The sequence below is a fragment of the Candidatus Competibacteraceae bacterium genome (genome assembly GCA_016699715.1).
Taxonomy (GTDB): Bacteria; Pseudomonadota; Gammaproteobacteria; order Competibacterales; family Competibacteraceae; genus Competibacter.
In genome coordinates this window covers 2,733,321-2,756,617 of the sequence record CP065007.1, presented here as the reverse complement: position 1 = coordinate 2,756,617, position 23,297 = coordinate 2,733,321, and the positions used below count along the sequence as shown (strand labels likewise).

Genomic DNA, 23,297 nt, shown 5'->3' with positions numbered 1-23,297 from the left:
TACCACGGGTTCCGCTAGATTCCAGACAAACCCAATGGTTTTGTGGTGGCACCGCGGAGCCCCACTTTTTGAATGGCGAGGGTAATGGGAAGGCATCGAGTAGTCGAGCCGGACTCCGGCTCAAATCACCCTGGAAAACCGTTGTTGCCGTTGCGCGCGCAAATACCGGTCGAACACCATGCAGATATTGCGGATCAGCAACCGGCCCGGCGGCAGTACCCGGATGCCGGTTTCCGACAGCTCCAGTAGCCCGTCCGCTTGCAGCTCGCTCAGATCCGCCAACTCCACCGCGAAATACTCCCGGAACGCGACGCCGAACCGTTGCTCGACGGCGGCAAAATCCAGGCTGAAGTGGCAGATCAAGCCGCTGATCACCGCTCGCCGCAAGCGGTCGTCGGCCTCCAGTCCCACCCCCCGGAACACCGCCAGCCGCCCCTCGTCGATCCGGGCGTAATACGCCTCCAGTGTCTTGTGGTTCTGGCTGTAGCTGTCGCCGACCATGCCGATGGAGGTCACGCCCAGGCCGATCAGATCGCAATCGGCATGGGTGCTGTAACCCTGGAAATTGCGGTACAGCGTACCCGCCTGCTGCGCCCGCGCCAGCTCGTCGTCCGGCTTGGCGAAATGGTCCATCCCGATGTAAACGTAGCCCGCCGCGGTGAGTCGCTCGATGGTGGTCTTGAGGATCTCCAGTTTCTCCGCCGGCGGCGGCAAGGCATTGACGTCGATCTGGCGCTGAGTTTTGAACAGCTCCGGCAGATGCGCGTAATTGAACACCGAAATCCGGTCGGGGTCCCGAGCGATCAGGATGTCCACGGTGTGACCGAAACGGGCGGCGCTTTGGTGCGGCAGGCCGTAGATCAGATCCACGCTGATCGACTTGAAGCCCTCGCGCCGAGCGGCGTCCATCGTCGCGAAGGTGATCTCTTGGGGTTGAAGCCGGTTGACCGCCCGTTGCACTTGCGGATCGAAATCCTGCACCCCCAGGCTCAGCCGGTTGAATCCCAGCTCACGCAACAGGGCAATGGTGCGGTCATCGGTCTCGCGCGGGTCCACTTCGATGGAATATTCACCGCGGTCGTTGTCCAGCAGGTGGAAGTGCTCGCCCGTCACCCGCATCAATTCCCGCATCTCGGCGGCGCTGACGAAGGTGGGCGTACCGCCGCCCCAATGCAGTTGCGTCACCGGCCGGGACTGGTCGAACAGCGCGCCCTGCAGGGCGATTTCCCGGTGCAGATGATCCAGATAGGGCGCGGTGTGGCGGCGGTTCTTGGTGACGATCTTGTTGCAGGCGCAGTAAAAGCAGACGGTATCGCAGAACGGAATGTGAAGGTACAGCGACAGCGGCCGGCCACTAGCGTTGCTGGCAATGGCCTGCTCGCGATACTCCGCTTCGCCGAAGCCCTCGTGAAACTGCACGGCGGTCGGGTAGGACGTGTAGCGCGGTCCGGCCTTGTCGTATTTGCGGATCAAGGCGAGGTCGAAAACGAGGTTGGTGTTCATGGACGCCCCTTACAGCCGGCGCAGTTGCGCGGCGTTCAACAGAAACACCCCTTGCCCGCCATGTTCGAATTCCAACCAGGTAAACGGTACATCGGGGAGCGCCGCGCACAGCGCGTACTGGGCGTTACCGACCTCGACGATCAGCAGGCCGTCGCGGCTCAGGTAGTCAGCGGCCTGGCGCAGGATTTCCACCACCACGTCCAAGCCTTCCGCGCCGGCCACCAGGCCCAGTCGCGGTTCGTGCTGGTATTCGGCCGGCAGGCTGTCCAGTTCTTCCAGGCCGACATAGGGCGGGTTGCTGATGATCAGGTCGTAATGGCGGCCCTTCAGCGCCGAAAACAGATCGGACTGAATCACCTCGACCTGATCTTCCAGCCCGTGTTCGTCCACGTTGCGCCGTGCTACTTCCAGCGCCTCGGCCGAGATATCGGCCAAATCCACCCGCGCGTCTGGAAAAGCATAGGCGCAGGCGAGGCCGATGCAGCCACTGCCCGTGCCCAGATCCAGGATGCCGCCGACCGCGCGGCTGTCCGGCAGCCACGGCGCGAAATGCCGCTCGATCAGCTCCGCCAGCGGCGAGCGCGGCACCAGCACCCGCTCATCCACGTAGAACGGCAGACCCATGAACCAGGCGCGCTGGGTCAGATAAGCGGCGGGCTTGCGCTCGGTGATACGCCGTTGCAGCAGATGAAGCACCGCCTGTTTTTCGGTCGGTGTCAGGCGCGACTGAAAATACTCGGCGTGTAAATCCGGCGGCAGATGCAGGGCATGCAGCACCAGCGCCGCCGCTTCGTCGATGGCATTGTCGGTGCCGTGGCCGAAGTGCAGGTCAGCCTCGTTCATGCGGCTGGCGCCCCAGCGGATCAGGTCGCGGATCGTGTACAAGTGGGTTGGAACGTCGTCGTGGTCGCTCATCGGCAATCGAGTTTGGAGTTGAAGGTCCTCTCTCCCGGCGGGAGAGCGGGGCGAACGTATTCAGCCACCCATGATGTTGTAGCCGCCGTCCGGGCAGGGAACCCCCCACGCCTTCCCACCCGTCGGGGGTCGAGCCAGGTTGTCGATGGCTTGCGGAACAGGATCTTCCGGATCGATTGGAGCCGTCATCGGAAGTTTCCTCAATGTAGGCAGGGCGGGATTGATAGAATTCTACCGTTACAACCGACCATCGAGGTGAAAAATCATGACCCGTCGCGGAAAATTGCTCGGAGTGGCGCTGGTGGGCAGTCTGGCGCTGACGCTGGGCTGGGTGTTGGGCGAGCGGTTGTTACGCTCTCCCAGTCCGCCGCCGGACATCGCCGGGATTTATCTGCCGGACGCTCAAGCGCTCCCCGCATTTCACTTGATCCATCACAGCGGCCGGCCGTTCACCGGCGACGATCTGCTCGGTCACTGGACGTTTCTTTATTTCGGCTACAGCTATTGCCCGGATGTCTGTCCACTCGCGTTGACCGATCTGAACCGTTTGCAGCGACGACTGGCGGCGGCGGGCGCCGATGGCGATGTGGCCTATCTGTTCGTGTCGGTGGACTCTCAGCGGGATACGCCGGAGCGGCTGCGGGAATACGTCAGCTATTTCAACCCGAAATTTCAGGGAGCGACCGGTTCGGCCGAAGCGCTAAGCCCGTTGCTCAAGGCGCTGCACGCTTTTTACCAGCGGGTGGAAAATCCGGAGGACCCCGAGCACTACACCATGGACCATACCTCGACCATCAGCCTGATCGACCCACAAGGCCGACTGCGCGCCATTTTCACGCCGCCGCAGGACCCCGAACGGATGGCAACGGATTTCCTCGCGATCCGCGCCGCCGCGTCCTGAAATTCCGCGTCGGTTCCGTTGGACCCACCTTCTCCTCCGAAATCATTGCCATGTCCGATCCAGACACCGCCGCGCCCGCGACCTTGGGCGACCATCTTCGCAACTTGCCACAGTACCTGTTGCCGCAGCGCTGGCTGACCCGCCTAACCTATCGGGTCACGCGGGTCCGCGTGCCCTGGTTCAAGAATGCGCTGATCCGCGGCTTCGCCCGCCGCTTCGGCGTCAATCTGGACGAGGCGCTGGACCCGGACCCGCAGGCCTATCCCGATTTCAACGCTTTTTTCACCCGGGCGCTCAAGCCGGAGGTCCGGCCGCTGACGCCGGGCGATCGGGCGGTGTGCTGTCCGGTGGACGGGGCGGTCAGCCAGATCGGTATCGCGCAAACCGACCACCTGCTTCAGGCCAAGGGACGAAGCTTTTCGCTGGCGGCGCTGTTGGGCGGCGACGCGGAGCGGGCACGGCCATTTCAGGAGGGTGCCTTCGCCACCTTGTATCTGTCGCCGCGCGACTATCACCGCATCCACATGCCGCTGGCCGGCCGGTTGCGGGAAATGGTGCATGTACCGGGCGCGCTGTTCAGCGTGTCGCCGCTGACCGCGCGGATGGTGCCCAATCTGTTCGCCCGCAACGAACGGGTGGTGGCGCTGTTCGACACCTCGGCGGGGCCGATGGCGATGGTGCTGGTGGGGGCGATCAACGTAGCCTCGATCGAAACGGTCTGGGCCGGAGCGATCACGCCGCCGCTGGGTGCGAGCATCCGCCGCTGGAGCTATCCGCCGCACGGCGCGGGCGCGGTGCGGCTCGACCAGGGCGCGGAGATGGGGCGCTTCAACATGGGCTCGACCGTGATCCTGCTGTTCGGCGCGGGCGCGGTGCGCTGGGAATCCGCCATCCAGCCCGGTACGCCGGTGCGGATGGGGCAATCGCTGGGCATGGGGTCCGCGTCGGACGCTTGAGGCTATCTTCAAGCCCGCTCGAACGGAAACGCCAGCACCTCCGCCAGCGATTGCTTGCCCGCCGCCAGCATTGCCAGCCGGTCGAAACCGAGCGCCACGCCGGCGCAATCCGGCAAACCGGCGGCGAGTGCCGCCAGCAGATGTTCATCGACCGGCATTTCCGGTTGTCCCCCGGCCCGCCGCGCCGCGTTTTCGGCCTCGAAGCGGCGGCGCTGCTCGCCGGCATCGCCCAGTTCGTGAAAACCGTTGGCCAGCTCGATACCGTTCAAATACAACTCGAAGCGTTCGCCGACCGGTGAATCGCCCGGCCGCAGCCGCGCCAGCGCCGCCTGTGAGGCGGGATAGTCGTAGAGAAAAGTGAGTCGTCCCGCACCCAGACGCGGTTCGATGCGGTGGGTCAACAGCAAGTCCAGCCAGGGATCGGTTTCATCCGTCGGCATCCCCGGCGGGATGGGTACTCCGAACCGCTCCGCGCCCGCCGCCAGTTCCGTCACCGTGGCCCGGTGCGGGTCCAGATCCAAAGACTGCTGGAAGGCCGCGCGATAGCTCAGGCGCTCCGGTTCCGCCAGCGGCACGCGCCCGGCCAGCAATTCGGTCGCCAGCTCGGCGACTTCATCCATCAGCCGGTGGTGATCGAAAGCAACCCGATACCATTCCAGCAGGGTGAACTCCGGGTTGTGCAGGCGGCCCACCTCGCCGTCGCGGAACACCCGGGCGATCTGGTAGATGCAGCCGCTACCCGCCGCCAGCAGCCGCTTCATCGGGAATTCCGGCGAGGTGTGCAGGTACAGGGTCCGGCCGTGGCGCGGCCCCGGTCCGGTGTAGCGAGCGGCGAAGCTGTGTAAATGCGGATCGCTGATCGCCGCCGCCGACAGCGCCGGCGTTTCCACCTCCAGCACCCCGCGCGCCGCGAAGAAGGCCCGGATGCGCGCCAGCAATTCGGCCCGCAGACGCAGTGTGGCCAGATCGGCGCCAGGCCGCCAACGGGACGGTGCCACGTCAGACCGCGCCGCCGTTTATTCCTTAATCCGTGACACGTACTCGCCGGTACGGGTATCCACCTTGATCACTTCGTCGCTTTGCACGAACAGCGGCACCCGGACCACCGCGCCGGTTTCCAGGGTCGCCGGCTTGCCGCCACCGCCCGAGGTGTCGCCGCGCACGCCGGGGTCGGTTTCGACGATGGTCATAATCACGAAATTGGGCGCCGCCACGCTCAGCGGCACACCGTTCCACAGCGTCACCTGACAGATCGCTTCCTCTTTCAGCCACTTGGCGGCGTCGCCCACGGCGGTGGCATCGGCGGTCAACTGTTCGTAGCTTTGCGGGTCCATGAAGTGCCAGTATTCACCGTCGTTGTACAGATATTGCAGATCCACATCGACCACGTCGGCGCCTTCAACGCTGTCGCCCGATTTGAAGGTGCGTTCGATCACCCGATTGGTCTTCAGGTTGCGAATCTTGACCCGGTTGAACGCCTGGCCCTTGCCGGGTTTGACGAACTCGTTCTCGACGATGGCGCAGGGATCGCCGTCCATCATGATCTTCAGCCCGCTCTTGAATTCATTGGTACTATAGGTCGCCATGCAAAACCTGCCTTCAGCTAGAGTGATTGAGCTACAAAAACGAAATATGATAACGGCAAAGCCGGTCCCGCGTCAGGCATCGCGCTGGCAGCGCGAGTTGGCCCAGGCGATCGGTGATCCGGCCGAGCTGCTGCGAGAGCTGGATCTCGATCCCGCCCTGCTACCCGCGGCGCGGGCGGCGTCGGCATGTTTCCCGCTGCGGGTGCCACGCGGTTTCGTGGCGCGGATGCGCAAGGGCGACCCCGCCGATCCGCTGCTGCGGCAGGTGTTGCCACTGGGCGCGGAACTGGCCGAGGCGCCGGGCTTTGGCGCCGACCCGATCGGCGACCAGGCGGCGCAGGCGGCGCCGGGCGTGCTGCACAAATACCATGGTCGGGCGCTGCTGCTGGTCACCGGTGCTTGCGCGGTGCATTGCCGTTACTGCTTTCGCCGCGAATTTCCCTACACCGAATCCGGGGCCGGCGCGACCCGGTGGCAACCGGCGCTGGCCTATCTGCGCAGCGATCCCAGCCTGCGCGAGGCGATTCTCAGCGGCGGCGATCCGCTGTCGCTGTCCGACCGGCGGCTGGGCGCGCTGCTGGCGGAACTGGACCGCATCCCTCATCTGGAACGCTTGCGCATCCACAGCCGGCAACCCATCGTATTGCCCGAACGGGTCGATGACGGGTTACTGGCGGTGTTGGCCCAAACCCGCCTGCAACGGGTATTGGTCGTTCACGCCAATCACCCGCGCGAAATCGACGGAACGGTGCGTGCGGCGCTGCGCCGGCTGGCGGCGGCCGGCGTGACCCTGCTGAATCAGGCGGTGCTGCTGCGCGGGATCAACGATTCGGCGGCGGTGTTGGCCGGTTTGAGCGAGGCGCTGTTCGCCGCCGGCGTACTGCCTTACTACCTGCACCTGCTCGACCGCGTGCGCGGCGCGGCCCATTTCGAGGTGAAGGAACTCGAGGCATCGGCTATCATGGAATCACTACGCCAGCGATTGCCGGGCTATCTGGTGCCCCGGTTGGTACGGGAACTGCCGGGGCAACCGGCCAAGACCCCGATATGACGGCATCGCTGGCGCCATCCTGTTTCCAGTGTGCATCCTGGCCACCAGCAGAGGTTGGAACGCGTGTCTGAGCCTTCCGTCATCAACCTGCTCGTCGCGGATTCGGTTCAAGACGATATCGAGCATATCGTCAAGACCTTGCGCGGCGAAGGCTACCAACTCGAATTGATCCACGCCGACCAGACCGAAGAGATCCGCGGCGCGATCGATTACCAGCCGCTGGACCTGATTCTGCTGCGCTTGGCCGAAAACCTGCCCAGCATCGCCGAACTGCGCCTGATGGTGGCCGAAGCCAAGCAGGATATTCCGATCATCGTGGTGATGGACGACGAAAGCCGCCAACAGCACAAGCCCGCCAGCTTGCTGGAGGAAGGCGCCGACGATTTCTTCAACCTGGACGATGCCGATCATCTGGTGGCGGTGGTGCGCAAGGAATTGCGCCATCTACAGGACCGCAAACGCGAGCAATCCTTCGAAACCCGCTTCAAAGAGAGCGAAAACCGCAGCCAGGCGCTGCTGGAGAACATCCAGGAGGCCATCGCCTACATTCATGAAGGCGTCCACAGCTACGCCAATCCGGCCTATCTGAACCTGTTCGGCTACTCCAGCAAGGAAGACCTGCTCCAGATCCAGCTGGTCCATATGGTGCCACCGACCTACCGGGACGCGCTGAAGAGCGTTTTGCGGCGCAGCATCCGCTCGGGTAAGGCGATCGAGGCGGTGGAGCTGGTTGGGGTGCGCAGCAACGGCCAGACCTTCCCCATGCTGCTGGAATGCGCGCCGACCCGGATGAACGACGAGCCCTGCACCCAGATCATCGTGCGGGACGCGACTCCGGAGAAGAGCGTCTACAACCAGCAATTGGAGAATCTGCTCAAGTACGACGACACCACGGGTCTATACAGCCGGCGGTTTTTCCTCGAAACACTGGAGATCGACCATAGCGGTACCGTGCTATACATCTTGTTCACCGATTATGCCGCCATCCGCTATGCCATGGGGTTCGAGGCCATCGAACAGTTCGTGCTGGAAACCGCCGGCTTGTTCAAGGAAATGCTCGCGCTTGAGGACATCGCCGCCAATTTCGCTAGCGGCGTGTTCACGATTTACGTGCCGGCGCGGTCGTCCACCGACCCCTCGGTGCTGGCCGAGAAGATCTGCGTGGTGATCGCCGAACACAGCTTTCAAATCCATAGCAAGCTGTTCACGACCACCTGCTGTATCGGCATCTGCCAGGCGCAGGACAGCTCCGAGAGCGCCGTCCAGATCTTGGCGCATGCCGACCGTGCCTGTGAAACGGCCCGCCAGAAAGGCGGCAATCGGATCGAAGTCTACAAACCGCCCAAGGAAGAGCGGCAGGGCGGCGGCATCAGCGAGCAGGACGAAGCCGACATCCGCCTGATTCGGAATGCTCTGACCAAAGGGCGTCTGAGCCTGCTCTACCAGCCGATCGTCAGCTTCGAAAACACGCATGAGGCGCGCTACAAGGTTTATCTGCAAATCCTGGACGAAGCCGAAAAACCGCAGTCCCTGGACAAGTTGGGCGTGGTGGCGGTGCGTTACGGCCTGATGGGTGCCTTGGACAAATGGACACTCATCCGCGCGCTGTCGGCGCTCATCGAGATGAACAAGAAGGGAGTCAAGCCGCCGATGCTGTTCATCCGTTTGTCCCGCAACTCGCTGACCGACCCGGAATTTTTCGATTGGCTCAGCAAGCGCTGCAAGGACAGCCGGCTGCCGGGCAATCATCTGGTTCTGGAAATCAAGGAAAGCAACGCCGACGACTGCTTCGACGAAGCCCGGCAACTGCGCGCCCGCCTGCGGGAGTTGGGCTGCGGCTTGGCGCTATCCCATTTCGGCGGTAAGCCGCATTCCGACCGTCTGCTGCGGGAGCTGGTGCCCGATTACATCAAGCTGGATGGCAGTCTGATCGAGCGCTTGGCCAAGTCCAAGGACGAAACCAGCCGCCAGTCGATGGCGGGACTCGCCGAGCAGGCCCATGGACTGAAAGTCCGGGTGGTGGCCGCCGGCGTGTCCACCGCGCCGCAGATGGCCAGCATCTGGCAGTTCGGCGTCACGCTGGTGCAGGGCAACATGGTCGCGGAAACCAGCCCGCAGCTGGATTTCGATTTCCGCCAATACTCCGGCTGAAAAGCAATCCGCGCGATGGCCCCACCCCCACCGTCGCGCGAATTGTGGCTCGGCTCAGGCTTGCCGGCGCAACGCCTCGATGCGTTCTTCCAGCGGCGGATGGGTCATGAACAGCTTGCGCAGACCGTCGCCCAGGCCGCCGTTGATGCCGAACGCCGCCATCTGCGAAGGTAGCCGCGACGGCTCGGACAGTTGCCGCAGCCGCTCCAGTGCCGCGATCATCTTGCCGCGACCGGCCAGACGGGCGCCGCCGGCGTCGGCGTGAAATTCGCGTTGGCGGCTGAACCACATCACCACCAGCGAAGCCAGCAGGCCGAACACCATCTCCATGACCATGCTGGTGATCCAGTAGCCGATACCGGGACCGCGATACGCTTGGTCGCGAGAAGACAGCGCCTGATCCACCAGGTAGCCGACCACCCGCGACAGCGCGATCACGAAGGTGTTGAGCACACCCTGAATCAGGGCCAACGTCACCATGTCGCCGTTGGCGACATGGCTGACCTCGTGGCCCAGCACCGCTTCCGCCTCCTCGGCGCTCATCTGTTCCAGCAGGCCCGTGCTGATGGCGACCAGCGCCGCGTTGCGGTTGGCGCCGGTGGCGAAGGCGTTGGGTTCCGGCGAATCGTAAATGGCCACTTCCGGCATGCCGATGCCGGCCTGTTGCGCCTGACGGCGCACGGTTTCCACCAGCCACTGCTCGGTCTGGGTGCGGGGTTGCTCGATGACCTGGGCGCCGACCGACCTCTTGGCGATCCATTTCGACATCAACAGCGAGATCAGGGAGCCGCCCATGCCGAAGATGGCGGCGAAGATCAGCAGGCTGGTGAGGTTGAGCCCGGACTGATAGAAAAACCGATCCACGCCCAGCAGCCGGGCGATCGCGCCCAGCAGCAGCACGACGCCCAGGTTGGTGGCGACGAACAGCAGGATACGCTTCATGGGTTGTTGTCTCCTGAGAAAAGGGCCAGAAATCTATAGGTTTCGCGGAGGAAATTTCAAGTACCGCGCCGGCGCGTCAGGAACATGGCGTCGCCGTAGCTGAAGAAGCGGTAGCCCCGTTCGACCGCGTGGCGGTAGGCACGCAAAATTTCGGCGTGGCCGGCAAAGGCCGCCACCAGCATCAGCAGGGTGGACTCCGGCAGATGAAAATTGGTGATCAACGCATCCACGCAGCGAAAGCGATAGCCCGGATAGATGAAAATCCGGGTGTCGCCGTGCCAGGGCCGAGGTAGATCGTGATCGCCGGCGGCGGTTTCCAGCGCCCGCACCACCGTGGTGCCGACCGCGATCACCCGCCCGCCGCGCGCGCGCGTTGCCTGAATCCGCTCGCAGGTTGCCATGCCGACTTCGATCCGTTCGGCGTGCATCGCGTGTTCGGCAAGTCGCTCGACCCGCGGCGGCTGAAAGGTGCCGGCACCGACGTGCAGGGTCACAAAAGCCTGTTCCACGCCCTGTTCGGCCAGTCGATCGAGCAGGTTCTGTTCGAAGTGCAGACCGGCGGTGGGCGCGGCCACCGCGCCGGATCGACGGGCGTAGATGGTCTGATAGCGCTCGCGATCTTCCGAGGTCGGCTCATGAGTGATATAAGGCGGCAGTGGCACCCGGCCGTGCCGTTCCAGCAACTCCGGTAGTGCTTCATCGGCCTCAATGCCGATTTCGAACAGCTCGCCGCGACGGTCGAGCACGGTAGCGGCAAAGCCGGCGTCGAACAGCAAGCGGCTACCGGGTTTGGGTGGCCGGCTGGCGCGCAGGTGGACCAGCGCCCGTCGCGCATCCAGCACTCGCTCCACCAACAGTTCACAGCGGCCGCCGCTGGCCTTGTGCCCGAACAAGCGCGCCGGGATGACGCGGGTGTCGTTGAGTACCAGCAGATCGCCGGGATGCAGCAAATCCGGCAGCTCGCGAAACATTCGGTCGGCGAGCACGCCGGTCGCGCCGTCCAGCGCCAGCAACCGGCTGTCGCCGCGCCGCGCCGGTGGATGCTGGGCGATCAGTTCCGGCGGTAGATCGAAACGAAAATCCCGCCGCCGCAGCGTGTCGGGTGGCGCCGACGCTGGCCGGGCTTGCGCTGCCGGGTCGGGTCGGTCATCGTGGAACCCTTGCCGGCCGGAAAACTCTGAATCATTCATTCCGTTACCATTACCGTGGATATTGACATGCGTAAAACCCTGCTGATCGTCGCCGCCCTGTATGCCACTGGCGCGCTGGCCGCCGACCCCGCGCCACCCAATGCCTCCGAGCCCGCCAAACGGCCGGACCTTAGCCATCTCCAGACGGCTCTCGGCGGGGCAGCGCCCGATAGCGTCAACCCGACCGTCGTTCCGGGACTGTACGAGGTGCTGATCGGTGGCCAAGTGCTGTATCTGAGCGAAGACGGTCGATTCGCGCTGCAAGGCGACCTGCTCGATTTGAGCACCCACGACAACTTGACCGAGAACCGCCGCGGCGAACTGCGTGGCAAGGCCGTGGAGGCGGTCGGCGAGAATAACATGGTGGTGTTTGCCCCGGAGGGGCCGGTCAAGCACACGGTCACCGTGTTCACCGATATCGATTGTGGCTACTGCCGCAAGATGCACAGTCAGATCGCCGCCTATAACAAGGAAGGCATCAAGGTGCGCTATCTCTGGTTCCCGCGCGAGGGCATCGGTTCCGACTCGTTCGATAAGGCGGTTTCGGTCTGGTGCGCCGACGACCGGCGGGAGGCCATGACCCAGGCCAAGCGCGGCGAGAACATCGAACGCAAGACCTGCGACAACCCCGTTCAGGCGCAATACGAACTGGGTCAAAAGCTGGGCGTGCGCGGTACACCCAGCCTGATCCTGGAGGATGGCACGATGATTCCCGGCTATGTGCCGCCCACCCAACTGGCCGAGCTACTGGCGCGCGACAAGGACGCCAAACCGGCCCTGAACTGAACTATGCCGCATAGCAGAGTGTTTTAGTAAGCTGTGCCAGTAAAACCGTGGGGATTTTTACGACATGGGTTGTTTGGAGTGACCTGGAAAAACTTCGGTGCCGCCACAGCCGCGAGCGGACCAGGGCCAGCGCATCGTTGAACGTCGGCCGGTGTTTGGCGTACCAGGCGTGGGTTCGCGTCGGTGCCCCCTGGAGCGTCCGAAGCCGATGAGCGATGAGCGTCACAATGGAGAACAATCCCATCAGCATCGGCGTGGTTCGAGCGATGGCGGAGTCGGACCCCTGTCGTTGGGTCTCGACGCCGAGATGAGCGCGGACTTCCTCAAAGGTGATTTCCACCAAGGCGTTGAAGGTGGTTTAGCACTTTCAAGGAGTTGGGGCTTCCTTGGCCGGCTGGCGTTGCGCCAGCCGGTGGAGGCGCTGGATAGTCGGGCTTGCCGGAACCTATGGCAACCCTCTTTGGGTTGTGGAAGCGTGGACTGCCGAGCTAAATCTCCCCTGCCGCTGACGCGGTGCTCCCCTTTGAAAAAGGGGGATTGGGGGGATTTCCGCTTTTGAGTCGGCCACCACTCATTGAGGAAAGCTATAACAACGGGATCGAACGATTTCGAAGTTCAGCGGCTGTGCGTTGGCGGAGTCCGCTGGAACGCCCAATCAGGCATGGATTCAGCAAACTTTGTCGACCCTATACTGGGTCCAGGTCAATTTCATACGCTTCGATCAGATCGCCAACTACGGAAACAAGCGAATATAGGGGGGGTTGGCATCGTCCAAGACGATATCGAGCAGATTATTCAGCAAAACCGTAGCCTGTTCATAATCGCTTTCGGATTCAATATGCGACACGGGCGCCATTGATCTAAGTGCTTGCCAAGCAGGAATAAATCTCTCAACATCAAGTGTTGCGTTCGTTAAACGCACCGTGGCCATAGTTGCCCTCACCTGCAACGTATTGTTCGGCGTCAATCGTACCGCGCACGAAGATACTCCAGATATTGTTTTGGAATTCCCGAACGATTTTGCAGTTTCCCAATGAGTTCTTGGTAGGAAAATGCTTGGAACCCCAGTTCGGCATTCATGCGGCCGGTGAATTCCTTGATCTCCTTCCGATGAGTATCACCTTTTCGACCAGCCCCATCGAAATAGACGTAAATTAACCGAAACTTTGAACCACAATGAGTCGCAAGGCCCAATGCGTGCTTCATCAGTTGGGGGGCATCCAGATGACGGAAAACGAGAGCCTTGGACTGTACTTCTTCAGCGAGGCGCTGTGTTTCCGGCAACCCCACATGGCTCCAAACACCGGCGCCCGCGGGAAAGTATTTCTCCTTAAACGCGGGTTTACTCGTGGGCTTTGGTGTAAGCCATTCTGTGAATTTACTTTCGATGCCGACGATCAAGCCGCTTTGAAGTTCGAAGACCACATCCAGGTTGGGAGGATTTCCAGGCAAGCCCGTTGGATACTGCCCTTCAAACCGGATATCTACCGGTTCGGTCTCCAAACCAAAGATTTCCATGAGTGGCTTGCTATCGGAACCGACCCACGCATCGAAAAAATTCACAGCCAGGGCCGATGACGAATGAAGTGCTCGCATCTTGGCCGGACCAGTGGGCTTATCTCGAAGTTCTGACCCGCCACCCTGATCAAAGGCGAGTTTGGACTGTGGATTCAACGGCTGGAATAGATTGCGCTCGTAACTACTCAAATAACCGCGTCGATCCGGGTTCAAGCCAGCCGCCGTAGCCCACTCCAATTGCTTGCTAAGGATTTGGGACTTCACCGACATACTTGATCTTTCTATTGGCAGCTTTGACGACCATGACGATGAGTTCGTTTTCGCGGATTTCATAGACAATTCGGTAGACTCCCTGTCGAACCCGGTACCGTTCTTGAGCGGAAAGCTTTACGCACCCCTCTCCGCGAGGATCATCGCGCAAAGCCTCGATCCGCTTTAGGATGCGCAAAACATCCTTTTTGGGGATGCTCCGGAAATCTTTCGCGACGGATTTCTTGAATACGAGATCATAACTTGCCATGCGATTTCAAATTTTTCAGCAGGGCCTCGTAGCTCAGCGTTGGCTCTTTGGCACGCTCTTCGAACACGCTCAAATCTTCGGCATCTTCACGCAGGGCCATCCGAACCGCCTCGTTCACCACCTCAGAGACGGATTGGTGCGTATTTGCGGCCTTAACCCGCAAGGCGTGATGGATTTCTGGTTCGAAGTAAACCGTGGATCTTTTGGACATTTCGCTCATAGCAATGCACCTCCGACCCTCAGAGTAGCGTTAAGACGCTAAAACGTCAATCAGGGTTTTCTGCAGCTAACGGGGCGGCGGATAAGCCGCGAGGACGGAAAAGCCGAAGGTGTTGACGGCCGATGTCGGCTTGATCCGCGTGCTGGTGCGGCGCGAAGCGCCAAGCAACCAGCGGATTGGAATCCGCCGCCCCGTTGTTGCGGGCGCTAACCGGCCGCTTGAGGAGCGCAGCGACAAAAGCGGTCCGAGTTAAGCGCCTTGTTCGGCATTTTTCATTGAATCCAGGTACAGCGTATCAGGGCAGATATCTTGCTCATGAGGCCACATGACCGTTCCGTCCCATGCCTTTGCCTGCTTGAAATAATTTACGTCTCTCAGTTCCTTGAAGACACCGAAATCTAGCAGATGACCACAATCGTAGATACCCTCTTCACCATTATTGAACTTGATTCGTAATTTGTAACCGGGGATGGCAGCAACGCTCTTGACCCTTGGGTTCATATTCATTACCTCAACGGATCAATTTTGTATGGTTGTTCGCCAGAAACGGCAAGCTCCCAGTTTGCGACAAGTTCTTCCTTATGCAGCTCTATCCACGCTTGGAGCAATTTCATTTTTGAATTTGGGATGCTCCCTTCGAGCACATTCCCTTCAGGGATTTGCACGATGACTTCATCATCTTGGTACTTGACATGGATGTGGGGCAGTTTGTGCTGCTTGTTGTCCATGAAGTACATGTCATTGTACAGGACAAAATCATCTAACCAAATGAATTTACGTTAAAATTCTGCCGGGTGGCGTATTGGTTAGAGGTAGAAAACAGCGATTTTGAGGGCTCGATCCCAACCGTTTAAAGAGCGACTCCAGTGCCTGATGAAAAGCGTATTGCCGGGCGGATTCTTGGTGATGAAATAAACAACTTCTCAAATAATCTAATCCATAGCGAAAAAGACTTTGGGTGGGACGGCCATGTTTTTTGATCTTGATCGGTTTAATTTCATGGCGCCATTCACCAATAATATGCGCCCAACTAAATGCAATAGCGAGAAAAGCCATCCATTTTTCAAGTCGCTGGGGGTCAGTTATATGGGTGGATTCCAGATCGAATCCCCGAGTTTTTAAGCAAATGAAAAGCGTTTCGATCGGCCAGCGTTCCTTATAATTTTCCAACGCGGTTTCCGGTTGTTCTTGCGTTGCGAGAATAACGAATTCACCGTTGGCCATTTTCAGACCAATCACATAAAGAGAGTGCCCCCACACGGTTCGTTGGCCCGATAAAACCAGAGCGCTGCCACGGGGTAGGCCTCGAAAAAGATTTTCGGCGGAGACGGGGACCCCTCGGGAGTTAGAGATTTGCGTATTCTTTTTGATGCGTATTACGAATTTAATTTGATTTTCAATAAGATAACCAAACCATTGAATCCCAATAAACTCGCGATCCGCAAACAAGCAGGCGATCATTTGCGGGCCGAAAATCGTAAGGAATCGATTCATTAATGCTATTCTTTCTTGGGTATTTGAGTTGCCTTTTTTATCTAAAGCAACCCATAGTATAGGAAAAGCAGATCCGCGATAGACGACTCCTAAAACAAGGTAATTGATATTGACATCACCATATTTCCAATTGGTTCTATCGAGTGTCAATTTGAACTGAAGCACAGGAATGAGACTGGCAATGAACCGGGCGACTTGATTCAGGTCTAGAGAAAATTGACAAAAAAGTCGTTGAAGGCGTTTGTAATGAGAGGCCGGTTGCGCACGCCCAGGAAAGGTGACAGCAATCTTTGCGAGATTGACCGTTCCCATCTGGATGATTCCGATAATTAAATAGACAATGCAAGAGATACGCGCTCGGTTCCAGTGAAAATGATGATGAAGCATTTCTGCAAAGTGCCGGGTATTAAAAAAGGGAATTCACGGAATTAACCTCGCCTGTTTTAGAATTAATGTTATCAATCAATTAGTTATGATAACAGCAACCTCGCGATCCTACTACCCTCAAAATAGCTGTTATTTTTTATCTTAATTTTCAGCAAGTTATTTTTGTCCTGTACAATAACCTTTAATAAAACGCCATAGCTCGACGGCGCAGTATGCGCTCGGGTTTAGCCTTTTGTTAGCCGGTTTTTTCGCTTCGATTGCCGCCGTTACTGGCAAATAACGAGACCTAATCTTAAAGACCGCTTGAGTCGCTTCGTGAGTTGAACTATTTTTCCTTGTCTTCTTCAGCATTGTTGCTTCCGAAAACTAACCAGTTTGCGAATTTATAACCAAGCCATATGGATAGGCCGCCCATAACGAGACCGCCAAAAAAGCCTGATACGGTACTAACGTCAATGGTGCCAAAGACGGATAATAAAAGCGATGCTGTGCCAAAAATTCCTACTAAAAGCCCAATCAACCAAGCACCTCCTCGCGCAAGTTCATCCGCCCCATCTCCGCTAGCGCCCCGCAATGGCTTCACAGCTCCCGTCAAGCGCAGAACTATCCAGACAACACCAGGACCCCATATAATAACTGCTACAAAATATTCCACTCTTCCTCTCCGGGTTCTCGTTACGGTGGCAGGCTAGATGTATTTGTTTTCCAGCAATTTCGCTATTATTTCCAAAAAGCTAGTTTTACACGCGCTTATTCTCCGTAGTAATGGGATATCAAAGAAGAGTCAAGCTTCTTGATTGTGCTCCGACAAACCGAAAATGATTCTTTCGCAAACTCTGAGCCTAGAGCTATAATTTTCCCATCACGGTGCAAATTAGAATGCGAATCAACAAATGAAAGAAGGTCAGTTCGATCTTGCTCTTTGTTTAACTCACAAATACTTCCATTTCCGTGAACAATCGCATTCCGCAGAAGATATACGCCCCGCAGGTATTCCCAATTCGCCTGTAAAATTCCGATGCCGATATCTGCGTAAAGAAATTGTAGCTGTTCAGTTAAATTTCCTTTATTCCGGTACTTATGTTTGTTAAATTCTTTGCCGGGATTATTCTTGTCGTGCGCCCAGCACAAAAACTCCAAGTATTGCTTTTCAAAAACAGACCACACTATCGGCAAAAAAGAACACCATGCTTTGTCGGAAATATGGCGTTCTTCAATTTTCTTTTGCGAGTCATATTCATAGCGCAATACGGCTAAATCCTCCCGAGGGTCTAAGCCTTGCTCGCGACTTATTCGAATAATATCATCGCATTCTTTTTTATACTCTTGTTCTGCTTTATCTCGGAATAATCGTTCCGCTTCGTGTAGCTGTTTTGTTAAGAAATCAAGATATGCTTCAAGAGAAAGCCATTCAAGGCCGTTTCCCCATCCGGGATAACTTGTTTCTATCCGCAGAAACATCTCTATGGATTTTGGCATGATTGGTTCTCAGCGGTGCGTTCAGAATCTCAACGCCCAAAAAACCTTCTGTTAAAGTTTCTTGCGGTACTTGGCTAACGGGGCGGCGGATAAGCCGCGAGGACGGAAAAGCCGAAGGCTTTGACGGCCGATGTCGGCTTGATCCGCGTGGTTGTGCGGCGCGAAGCGCCAAGCAAGCAGCGGATTGCAATCCGCCGCCCCGTTTCGCGGGCGCGAAGCGTCCGCGAAACAAGTGATTATATAGTTTCTTTATATCTACCCGAATTCATGATGGCTAACAGCAACTATTTGATATAGCTGGTCTTTGTTAGCAGTATAACATTCATTGCGGCCTCGCCACCCTGGAAATCCCACCAATCTCGCCGTTCCCCCGGAACTCACCTGTCGCTACGAGGCACGGCGCGGTTAGCACGCGGTTTACTGGCTGGACAGCATCCACCTCATCACCTATGGCCGCACTATTAGCTAGACTTCTGTCACAAGTATAACTTTACTCCGACGGTTCGCTAGAGGTAGCGCGGCTGTTCACCCCATCATCACACCCAAGTTGCCTATGCCATTAAATCTTCCGCCAGCCGGCGGATGCCTGGATAGTCGAACTTGCCAGAACCTAGTAAGGGGATTTCCGGTACCGCCAACACTTGGCGGGGGATATACAACTCGCCCAGGCCCATGCGCCGCGCGGCCTCGATCAATTCCTGGCGATCGGCATCCTGGCGAGTGCTGAGCAGCACGATGCGTTCACCCTTGACCGGGTCCGGTTGGCTGAGGGCGGCGTGCTGATGCTCGGGCCAGCAGCCGGCGGCCAGTTGCTCGACCGTGGCCAGCGAGATCATCTCGCCGCCCAATTTGGCAAAGCGCTTGACCCGGCCGAGGAGGGTCACGAAACCATCGGCGTCGATCCGTGCAATATCGCCGGTGTCGTACCAACCCGGCCCGCGTCCGGTGCGCGGCGGGAGCAACCGGCCCGGCTGTTCGGGCGATATATAGCCCAGCATGACGTTTGCCCCCCGCACGCACAGCAGTCCCCCGTCGTCGATGCCCTCCACCGTTTCCACATAATGCTCAACACCCGGCAACAGTTTGCCGACCGTGCCGCTTCGATGGTGGCGGCGGCTGTTGACGGCCAGCACCGGGCTGGTCTCGGTCAAACCGTAACCTTCACTGATGCGGAGGCCGAATTTCTCGGCCCACAGCCGCTGGGTTTCCTCACGCAAGGCTTCCGCACCCATCACCACCAGCCGCACGTTGAAGAAATCGTAAGGGTCGGCGTGGCGGCCGTAGCCCATCAGGAAGGTGTTGGTGCCGAACAGCACCGTCACATGGCACTCGTAGGCCAGTTCCGGAATGACGTGGTAGTGCAGCGGAGAGGGGTAGAGGATCACTCGGGCGCCCAGCAGCAGTGGGGTCAGGGTGGCGGCGGTCAGGCCGAAGGCGTGGAACAGCGGCAAGGTGTTCAGAACCACGTCGCGCGGGGTGATGTCGAACACGGCGCGGACCTGGGCGACGTTGGCCAGCAGGTTGCGATGGCTCAGTGTCACCCCCTTGGGTTCCCGCTCGGAACCGGAGGTGAACAGAATCACCGCCGGATCGTCGGCCCGCACCGTCCCCGCCAGGCGCCGGAAACTCCAGGCCGGCAGCCGCGCCCGCAGCAGACCGCGCAGCCGCGTCGGCAGAGTCGCTCGTGGCTGTAAATCCTCCAGAAACAGCACGGTAAGCTGTGCCGCCAGCGCGGCGATTTGCGCGTCCAGATTGGCGGCGGCGACAAAGGCCCGCGAGGTGCAGACCGTCCGCACCTGGGCGGTACGGCAGGCGGCGAGCAGATCATGACTCCCGGCGGTGAAATTGAGGATCGCCGGCACCTGACCCCGCAGGTGCAGGGCCAGGAGGGCGACAACCGCGGTGGCGGCGTTCGGCAACAGCAGACCGACGTTGCGCTGCCCCGCGCAATCCGACTCCAGCAGTTCGGCCAGGATGAAGGCACGGGTCAGCAAGGCACGAAAATCGAGACATTGCCGCTGGGCGTCTTCCAGCACGATGCGACCGTCGCCGTGCCGCTCGCGGGCTTCCAACAGCGCCAGGAACAGCGGCTGATCGATGTTCATCCCGGCATAGGCCAGTTCGACCATCAACTCGTCCAGTTGCCGGCCGAGCTGCCGGCGGCGGACGCGGCTGCTACCGGGAGGGGCGCTCAGTCGGCGCGGCGGCAGCATGGTCAGGCGGATGCGCGGCAACAGACGGCGACGGGCGATCTCACCCAATCGCGACAGCAGGCTGTATTGCGCGCCGTCGATATACACCGGCAACAGAGCAGCGTCGGCCTTGTCGGCGGCCAGCGCCGGTCCTTCGTAAATTTTCATCAGCGCGCCGGTGAGGCTGAGTCGCCCCTCGGGGAACACCGCCACCCGCTCACCGGCCCGGATGTGCTGGATCAGCGTTTTCAAGTAGTGCGGGTTGGTGGTATCGACGCTAATGTGGCGAGTGATGGCGATGAACGGCTTGACCCACCAGTGCCGGGCAACGTGAGTGTTGATCACGAAAACCGGCAGATCCGGCAGGAACGCCGCCAGCAGCATGCCGTCCAGATAGGACACATGGTTGGCGACGATCAGCAGGCGGGGTTCGTGGTGGGGATAGTGCTCCCAGCCACGCAGTTCGACCCGGAACAGCCATTGGCAGAGACGCCGGGCCAGGCGTTGCAGGACATGACGCATCGTTCAATGTCGCCCATGTTCGCGGGTGGCGGCGAAACGCACCTCTGGCCAGCGCTCCTGCGTCAGTTGCAGGTTGACCCGGCTGGGGGCGATGTAGACCAGCTCGCCGTGATGGTCCAGCGCCAGATTGTCGTGGAGCTTGGTTTTGAATTCCTCGAAGCGCTTGTCGTCGGCGCAGCTCACCCAGCGGGCGGTGATGACGTTGACGTTCTCGAAGCCGCACTCGACCCCGTATTCGCTGCGCAAGCGGAAGGCGGCCACGTCGAATTGCAGGATGCCGACCGCGCCCAGAATCAGATCGTTGCTGTTGAGCGGCCGAAAAAGCTGGGTCGCGCCCTCCTCGCAGAGTTGTTCGAGGCCCTTTTGCAGCGCCTTCATCTTCAAGGGATCGCGCAACCGGGCGCGGCGGAACAGTTCCGGCGCAAAGTCGGGAATGCCGGTGAAGGTGAGGTCCTCGCCCTGAGTGAAGGTGTCGCCGATGCGGATGGTGCCGTGGTTGTGCAGGCCGAGAATATCGCCTGGATAGGCGGCCTCGGCGTGCTCACGTTCGGCGGCCATGAAGGTGAGGGCATCGGCGATCTTGACCTCGCGGCCCAGCCGGACATGGCGAAGCTTCATACCGGGCTGGTAGGCGCCGGAGCAGACCCGCAGGAAGGCGATGCGGTCGCGATGTTGCGGGTCCATGTTCGCCTGAATCTTGAACACGAAACCGGTGAATGCCTCTTCTTCGGGCGCGATTTCGCGGGTGGCGGCAACAGAAGGGCGTGGCGATGGGGCGTTTTCAACGAAGCCGTCCAGCATTTCCTGGACGCCGAAATTGGTCAGCGCCGAGCCGAAGAACACCGGAGTCAATCGACCGGCGCGGTAGTCGTCAAACTCGAAGGCGTGACTGGCGCCGCGCACCAGTTCGATTTCCTCGCGCAGGGCATTGGCCCGGTCCGCGCCCAATTCCTGATCCACCGCCGGGGTGTCGAGACCCTGGATGATGTGGCCGGTGTTGATGCGGCCGTCGCGCGAGGGGTCGTAGAAGTGGATGAAATCCTGCTCAAGGTGATAGACGCCCTTGAGTTCCCGGCCCATGCCGATGGGCCAGGTGATCGGCGCACAGCGGATCTTGAGGATATCCTCGACTTCGTCCAGCAGTTCGATGGGTTCGCGGCCGTCCCGATCCAGCTTGTTGATGAAGGTGAAGATTGGGGTATCGCGCAGGCGGCAGACTTCCATCAGCTTGATGGTGCGCTCCTCGACGCCCCGGGCGCAGTCGATCACCATCAGCGCCGAGTCCACGGCGGTCAGGGTGCGGTAGGTGTCTTCGGAGAAATCTTCGTGGCCGGGGGTGTCGAGCAGGTTGACGATGCGGTCGCGGTAGGGGAACTGCATCACCGAGGAAGTCACCGAGATGCCGCGTTGTTGCTCCAGCGCCATCCAGTCGCTGGTGGCGTGACGGGTGGCTTTGCGGCCCTTGATCGTACCGGCCATCTGGATGGCGCCACCGAACAGCAGCAATTTTTCGGTGAGTGTGGTCTTGCCGGCGTCGGGGTGGGAGATGATGGCGAAGGTACGCCGGCGCTTGAGTTGGTCGAGAAAGGTGGTCATCGGGGGCGAATGGCTGATCCAGGTTGAGGTGTGGCGCGATTTTACCCTAAGGCAGGTGCGTTGCCGTCTTCTCGGCGCGCTTGATCGCCGCATCGATCTGAACAGCATCGCAATACGGCGCTTTGACCGCGTGAGCTCGTCCGTGCCGTGGCGGCTGTGGTTTTTTTTGATGAAACGGCCGGATTGTCTTATTTTTGCGGCGAAAATCGCATTATTTTGTCATTTTTCAAGAGTGCTGGCTGAAATCGCATTCTTTTTTTGCTTCTCAGGATACCCGAGCGGCCGATTTGGTGCCGAGTAGCGATCCTGGGTTAACCGCGACGAAGGTTGGAGCATTCTCTAGCGTGTGGTGTCCCATCCAGGTAAAACCACTGCCCCTCTTCCCGCACGAACCGGCTGGTCTCGTGCAGCCGATGCGCCTTGCCGCCGACCTTGTAACGCGCCACGAACTCGACCACGCCCCGCGTGTCGTCGGAACCGCCGGCTTCCACGCGGACGATCTTCAAACCCAGCCAATTGACGGTCCCCGCCTTGCCGCTCAGGTCGAGCGTTTCGGGTCGGGTGGATTCGTGCCAGCTACGACGCAGATAACCTTCCCGCGCGAGGACGTAGCCCGAATAACGGGAGCGCATCAGCGTCTCGGCCGTGGCCGGTCGTTGTCCGTGATCGAGGTACGGGCCGCAGCAGGCAACGTAGGTTTTGCCCGAACCGCAGGGACAGGCGCTATCGGCGTTCATCCCGGCAATTTCCTGAGCACCGCCCGCGCGGGTGCGCCTTCGGCGCCGGCCAGCTTGAGCGGCAGGCAAATCAACTCATGGTTTCCCGGCGCGACCTGCGCCAGGTTCAAACCTTCGACGATCACGACCCCGGCTTGCAGCAGGGCGATGTGGGTTTTCGGATCGCCGCCGAAAATCTGTACCGACAGGTAATCGACCCCGATCAAGCGGATACCTCGCGCCACCACCCACTGGGCGGCATCGACGGTCAGGGCTACGAAGTCGGTGCGAAACTCACGGTCTCCCCGTTGCCAGATCGCGGAATTGCGGGTGCGCAGCAGCAGGCGTCGAGTATCGGCGGGCAGCTTCAGGGCTTCCAGGTCGCGAGCGGCGATAACCTCCACGTCGGGCAGTTCGGCCACGACCGCCGGACCGATCAGCGCCTCCAGCGACAGATGGGTGACATCCGCGCCGTCGGCCAGAAAATGCAGGGGCGCATCGACATGGGTGCCGGTATGAACGCCACAGACCAGGGTACTGTCGTTGACCGGATCGCCCCGATCCATGTCGCGGCGGCGGCTCAATTCAATCGCCGGGCTGCCGGGCCAATGCGGCAAGTCCGGGGAAATCGTTAGCGAAATATCGAGGTAGTCGGTCACGGTGACTCCCTTG

24 protein-coding genes and 1 pseudogene are annotated in these 23,297 nt (G+C 59.9%); 6 read left to right on the top strand and 19 right to left on the bottom strand.

Annotation, left to right across the window (positions count from 1 at the left end; all coding sequences use genetic code 11):
• Positions 1–120: 120 nt before the first annotated feature.
• Positions 121–1,503: an oxygen-independent coproporphyrinogen III oxidase gene (gene hemN, locus IPM89_12395; protein ID QQS53659.1), complete on the bottom strand. Its 1,383-nt coding sequence runs from the start codon at positions 1,501–1,503 to the stop codon at positions 121–123.
• A 9-nt stretch (positions 1,504–1,512) separates the two neighbouring features.
• Positions 1,513–2,418, bottom strand: a complete 906-nt coding sequence (gene prmB / locus IPM89_12390; GenBank protein ID QQS53658.1) for a 50S ribosomal protein L3 N(5)-glutamine methyltransferase — start codon at positions 2,416–2,418, stop codon at positions 1,513–1,515.
• A gap of 265 nt (positions 2,419–2,683) precedes the next feature.
• Here prmB and IPM89_12385 point away from each other — a divergent pair, with 265 nt between their 5' ends.
• Positions 2,684–3,319 (top strand): SCO family protein, encoded by a 636-nt coding sequence (locus tag IPM89_12385; protein QQS53657.1) that lies wholly within the window; start codon positions 2,684–2,686, stop codon positions 3,317–3,319.
• A 50-nt stretch (positions 3,320–3,369) separates the two neighbouring features.
• Entirely contained in the window at positions 3,370–4,275 is a 906-nt protein-coding gene (psd, locus tag IPM89_12380) for a phosphatidylserine decarboxylase (protein ID QQS53656.1), read from the top strand.
• Between the two features lie 8 nt (positions 4,276–4,283).
• Here psd and genX read toward each other — a convergent pair whose 3' ends face one another.
• Together genX and efp are read right to left on the bottom strand one after the other, a co-directional pair.
• Positions 4,284–5,273 (bottom strand): EF-P lysine aminoacylase GenX, encoded by a 990-nt coding sequence (gene genX, locus IPM89_12375; GenBank protein ID QQS53655.1) that lies wholly within the window; start codon positions 5,271–5,273, stop codon positions 4,284–4,286.
• Between the two features lie 18 nt (positions 5,274–5,291).
• A complete protein-coding gene (gene efp / locus IPM89_12370) occupies positions 5,292–5,861 on the bottom strand; it encodes an elongation factor P (GenBank protein ID QQS53654.1) in 570 nt (189 codons plus the stop codon).
• Between the two features lie 46 nt (positions 5,862–5,907).
• On the opposite strand from efp, the gene epmB reads away from it, so the two are divergent.
• Together epmB and IPM89_12360 are read left to right on the top strand one after the other, a co-directional pair.
• Positions 5,908–6,912, top strand: coding sequence for an EF-P beta-lysylation protein EpmB (gene epmB, locus IPM89_12365; GenBank protein QQS53653.1), 1,005 nt, complete (start codon positions 5,908–5,910; stop codon positions 6,910–6,912).
• Positions 6,913–6,975: 63 nt separating this feature from the next.
• Positions 6,976–9,063 carry an EAL domain-containing protein gene (locus tag IPM89_12360; GenBank protein ID QQS53652.1) on the top strand — a complete coding sequence of 696 codons (2,088 nt, stop codon included), beginning with the start codon at positions 6,976–6,978 and terminating at the stop codon, positions 9,061–9,063.
• A gap of 54 nt (positions 9,064–9,117) precedes the next feature.
• Here the strand turns inward: IPM89_12360 and htpX are convergent, their stop codons facing one another.
• Positions 9,118–10,005, bottom strand: a complete 888-nt coding sequence (htpX, locus tag IPM89_12355) for a protease HtpX (protein QQS53651.1) — start codon at positions 10,003–10,005, stop codon at positions 9,118–9,120.
• Positions 10,006–10,061: 56 nt separating this feature from the next.
• Positions 10,062–11,099, bottom strand: a complete 1,038-nt coding sequence (gene queA, locus IPM89_12350) for a tRNA preQ1(34) S-adenosylmethionine ribosyltransferase-isomerase QueA (protein ID QQS55907.1) — start codon at positions 11,097–11,099, stop codon at positions 10,062–10,064.
• A gap of 123 nt (positions 11,100–11,222) precedes the next feature.
• On the opposite strand from queA, the gene IPM89_12345 reads away from it, so the two are divergent.
• A complete protein-coding gene (locus IPM89_12345) occupies positions 11,223–11,981 on the top strand; it encodes a DsbC family protein (protein QQS53650.1) in 759 nt (252 codons plus the stop codon).
• A gap of 686 nt (positions 11,982–12,667) precedes the next feature.
• On the opposite strand, the pseudogene IPM89_12340 reads toward IPM89_12345, so the two are convergent.
• From IPM89_12340 to IPM89_12290, 11 genes and pseudogenes are all read right to left on the bottom strand, one after another.
• Positions 12,668–12,912: pseudogene (locus tag IPM89_12340) on the bottom strand (transcriptional regulator, XRE family protein).
• Between the two features lie 32 nt (positions 12,913–12,944).
• A complete protein-coding gene (locus tag IPM89_12335; protein QQS53649.1) occupies positions 12,945–13,769 on the bottom strand; it encodes a hypothetical protein in 825 nt (274 codons plus the stop codon).
• Positions 13,744–14,019 carry a type II toxin-antitoxin system RelE/ParE family toxin gene (locus IPM89_12330; GenBank protein QQS53648.1) on the bottom strand — a complete coding sequence of 92 codons (276 nt, stop codon included), beginning with the start codon at positions 14,017–14,019 and terminating at the stop codon, positions 13,744–13,746. Before IPM89_12330 ends, IPM89_12335 begins: the two co-directional genes overlap by 26 nt.
• Positions 14,006–14,239, bottom strand: coding sequence for a CopG family transcriptional regulator (locus IPM89_12325; protein ID QQS53647.1), 234 nt, complete (start codon positions 14,237–14,239; stop codon positions 14,006–14,008). Before IPM89_12325 ends, IPM89_12330 begins: the two co-directional genes overlap by 14 nt.
• Positions 14,240–14,488: 249 nt before the next feature.
• Entirely contained in the window at positions 14,489–14,740 is a 252-nt protein-coding gene (locus IPM89_12320; GenBank protein ID QQS53646.1) for a DUF2442 domain-containing protein, read from the bottom strand.
• A gap of 5 nt (positions 14,741–14,745) precedes the next feature.
• Positions 14,746–14,976 carry a DUF4160 domain-containing protein gene (locus IPM89_12315; protein QQS53645.1) on the bottom strand — a complete coding sequence of 77 codons (231 nt, stop codon included), beginning with the start codon at positions 14,974–14,976 and terminating at the stop codon, positions 14,746–14,748.
• A 37-nt stretch (positions 14,977–15,013) separates the two neighbouring features.
• The gene (locus tag IPM89_12310) at positions 15,014–16,120 is read right to left on the bottom strand and encodes an IS4 family transposase (GenBank protein QQS53644.1); all 1,107 of its coding nucleotides are present in this window, start codon (positions 16,118–16,120) and stop codon (positions 15,014–15,016) included.
• Between the two features lie 325 nt (positions 16,121–16,445).
• Positions 16,446–16,775 (bottom strand): hypothetical protein, encoded by a 330-nt coding sequence (locus IPM89_12305; protein ID QQS53643.1) that lies wholly within the window; start codon positions 16,773–16,775, stop codon positions 16,446–16,448.
• Positions 16,776–16,870: 95 nt separating this feature from the next.
• Positions 16,871–17,599, bottom strand: a complete 729-nt coding sequence (locus IPM89_12300; GenBank protein QQS53642.1) for a hypothetical protein — start codon at positions 17,597–17,599, stop codon at positions 16,871–16,873.
• 551 nt (positions 17,600–18,150) lie between these two features.
• Entirely contained in the window at positions 18,151–20,313 is a 2,163-nt protein-coding gene (locus tag IPM89_12295; GenBank protein QQS53641.1) for an AMP-binding protein, read from the bottom strand.
• A 3-nt stretch (positions 20,314–20,316) separates the two neighbouring features.
• Entirely contained in the window at positions 20,317–21,909 is a 1,593-nt protein-coding gene (locus IPM89_12290) for a peptide chain release factor 3 (GenBank protein ID QQS53640.1), read from the bottom strand.
• On the opposite strand from IPM89_12290, the gene IPM89_12285 reads away from it, so the two are divergent.
• Positions 21,884–22,210, top strand: a complete 327-nt coding sequence (locus tag IPM89_12285; protein ID QQS53639.1) for a hypothetical protein — start codon at positions 21,884–21,886, stop codon at positions 22,208–22,210. The genes IPM89_12290 and IPM89_12285 overlap by 26 nt on opposite strands.
• A gap of 10 nt (positions 22,211–22,220) precedes the next feature.
• Here the strand turns inward: IPM89_12285 and IPM89_12280 are convergent, their stop codons facing one another.
• Positions 22,221–22,646 (bottom strand): SEC-C domain-containing protein, encoded by a 426-nt coding sequence (locus tag IPM89_12280; protein ID QQS53638.1) that lies wholly within the window; start codon positions 22,644–22,646, stop codon positions 22,221–22,223.
• Positions 22,643–23,284 carry a cyclase family protein gene (locus IPM89_12275; GenBank protein QQS53637.1) on the bottom strand — a complete coding sequence of 214 codons (642 nt, stop codon included), beginning with the start codon at positions 23,282–23,284 and terminating at the stop codon, positions 22,643–22,645. The genes IPM89_12280 and IPM89_12275 overlap by 4 nt, the downstream gene beginning before the upstream one ends.
• Positions 23,285–23,297 lie beyond the last annotated feature (13 nt).

Bases quoted from the DNA above. Each gene is read 5' to 3' on its own strand.
- hemN (QQS53659.1), bottom strand. From the start codon at position 1,503: ATGAACACCAACCTCGTTTTCGACCTCGCCTTGATCCGCAAATACGAC.
- prmB (QQS53658.1), bottom strand. From the start codon at position 2,418: ATGAGCGACCACGACGACGTTCCAACCCACTTGTACACGATCCGCGAC.
- IPM89_12385 (QQS53657.1), top strand. From the start codon at position 2,684: ATGACCCGTCGCGGAAAATTGCTCGGAGTGGCGCTGGTGGGCAGTCTG.
- psd (QQS53656.1), top strand. From the start codon at position 3,370: ATGTCCGATCCAGACACCGCCGCGCCCGCGACCTTGGGCGACCATCTT.
- efp (QQS53654.1), bottom strand. From the start codon at position 5,861: ATGGCGACCTATAGTACCAATGAATTCAAGAGCGGGCTGAAGATCATG.
- epmB (QQS53653.1), top strand. From the start codon at position 5,908: ATGATAACGGCAAAGCCGGTCCCGCGTCAGGCATCGCGCTGGCAGCGC.
- htpX (QQS53651.1), bottom strand. From the start codon at position 10,005: ATGAAGCGTATCCTGCTGTTCGTCGCCACCAACCTGGGCGTCGTGCTG.
- IPM89_12345 (QQS53650.1), top strand. From the start codon at position 11,223: ATGCGTAAAACCCTGCTGATCGTCGCCGCCCTGTATGCCACTGGCGCG.
- IPM89_12335 (QQS53649.1), bottom strand. From the start codon at position 13,769: ATGTCGGTGAAGTCCCAAATCCTTAGCAAGCAATTGGAGTGGGCTACG.
- IPM89_12330 (QQS53648.1), bottom strand. From the start codon at position 14,019: ATGGCAAGTTATGATCTCGTATTCAAGAAATCCGTCGCGAAAGATTTC.
- IPM89_12325 (QQS53647.1), bottom strand. From the start codon at position 14,239: ATGAGCGAAATGTCCAAAAGATCCACGGTTTACTTCGAACCAGAAATC.
- IPM89_12320 (QQS53646.1), bottom strand. From the start codon at position 14,740: ATGAACCCAAGGGTCAAGAGCGTTGCTGCCATCCCCGGTTACAAATTA.
- IPM89_12315 (QQS53645.1), bottom strand. From the start codon at position 14,976: ATGTACTTCATGGACAACAAGCAGCACAAACTGCCCCACATCCATGTC.
- IPM89_12310 (QQS53644.1), bottom strand. From the start codon at position 16,120: ATGCTTCATCATCATTTTCACTGGAACCGAGCGCGTATCTCTTGCATT.
- IPM89_12300 (QQS53642.1), bottom strand. From the start codon at position 17,599: ATGCCAAAATCCATAGAGATGTTTCTGCGGATAGAAACAAGTTATCCC.
- IPM89_12295 (QQS53641.1), bottom strand. From the start codon at position 20,313: ATGCGTCATGTCCTGCAACGCCTGGCCCGGCGTCTCTGCCAATGGCTG.
- IPM89_12290 (QQS53640.1), bottom strand. From the start codon at position 21,909: ATGACCACCTTTCTCGACCAACTCAAGCGCCGGCGTACCTTCGCCATC.
- IPM89_12280 (QQS53638.1), bottom strand. From the start codon at position 22,646: ATGAACGCCGATAGCGCCTGTCCCTGCGGTTCGGGCAAAACCTACGTT.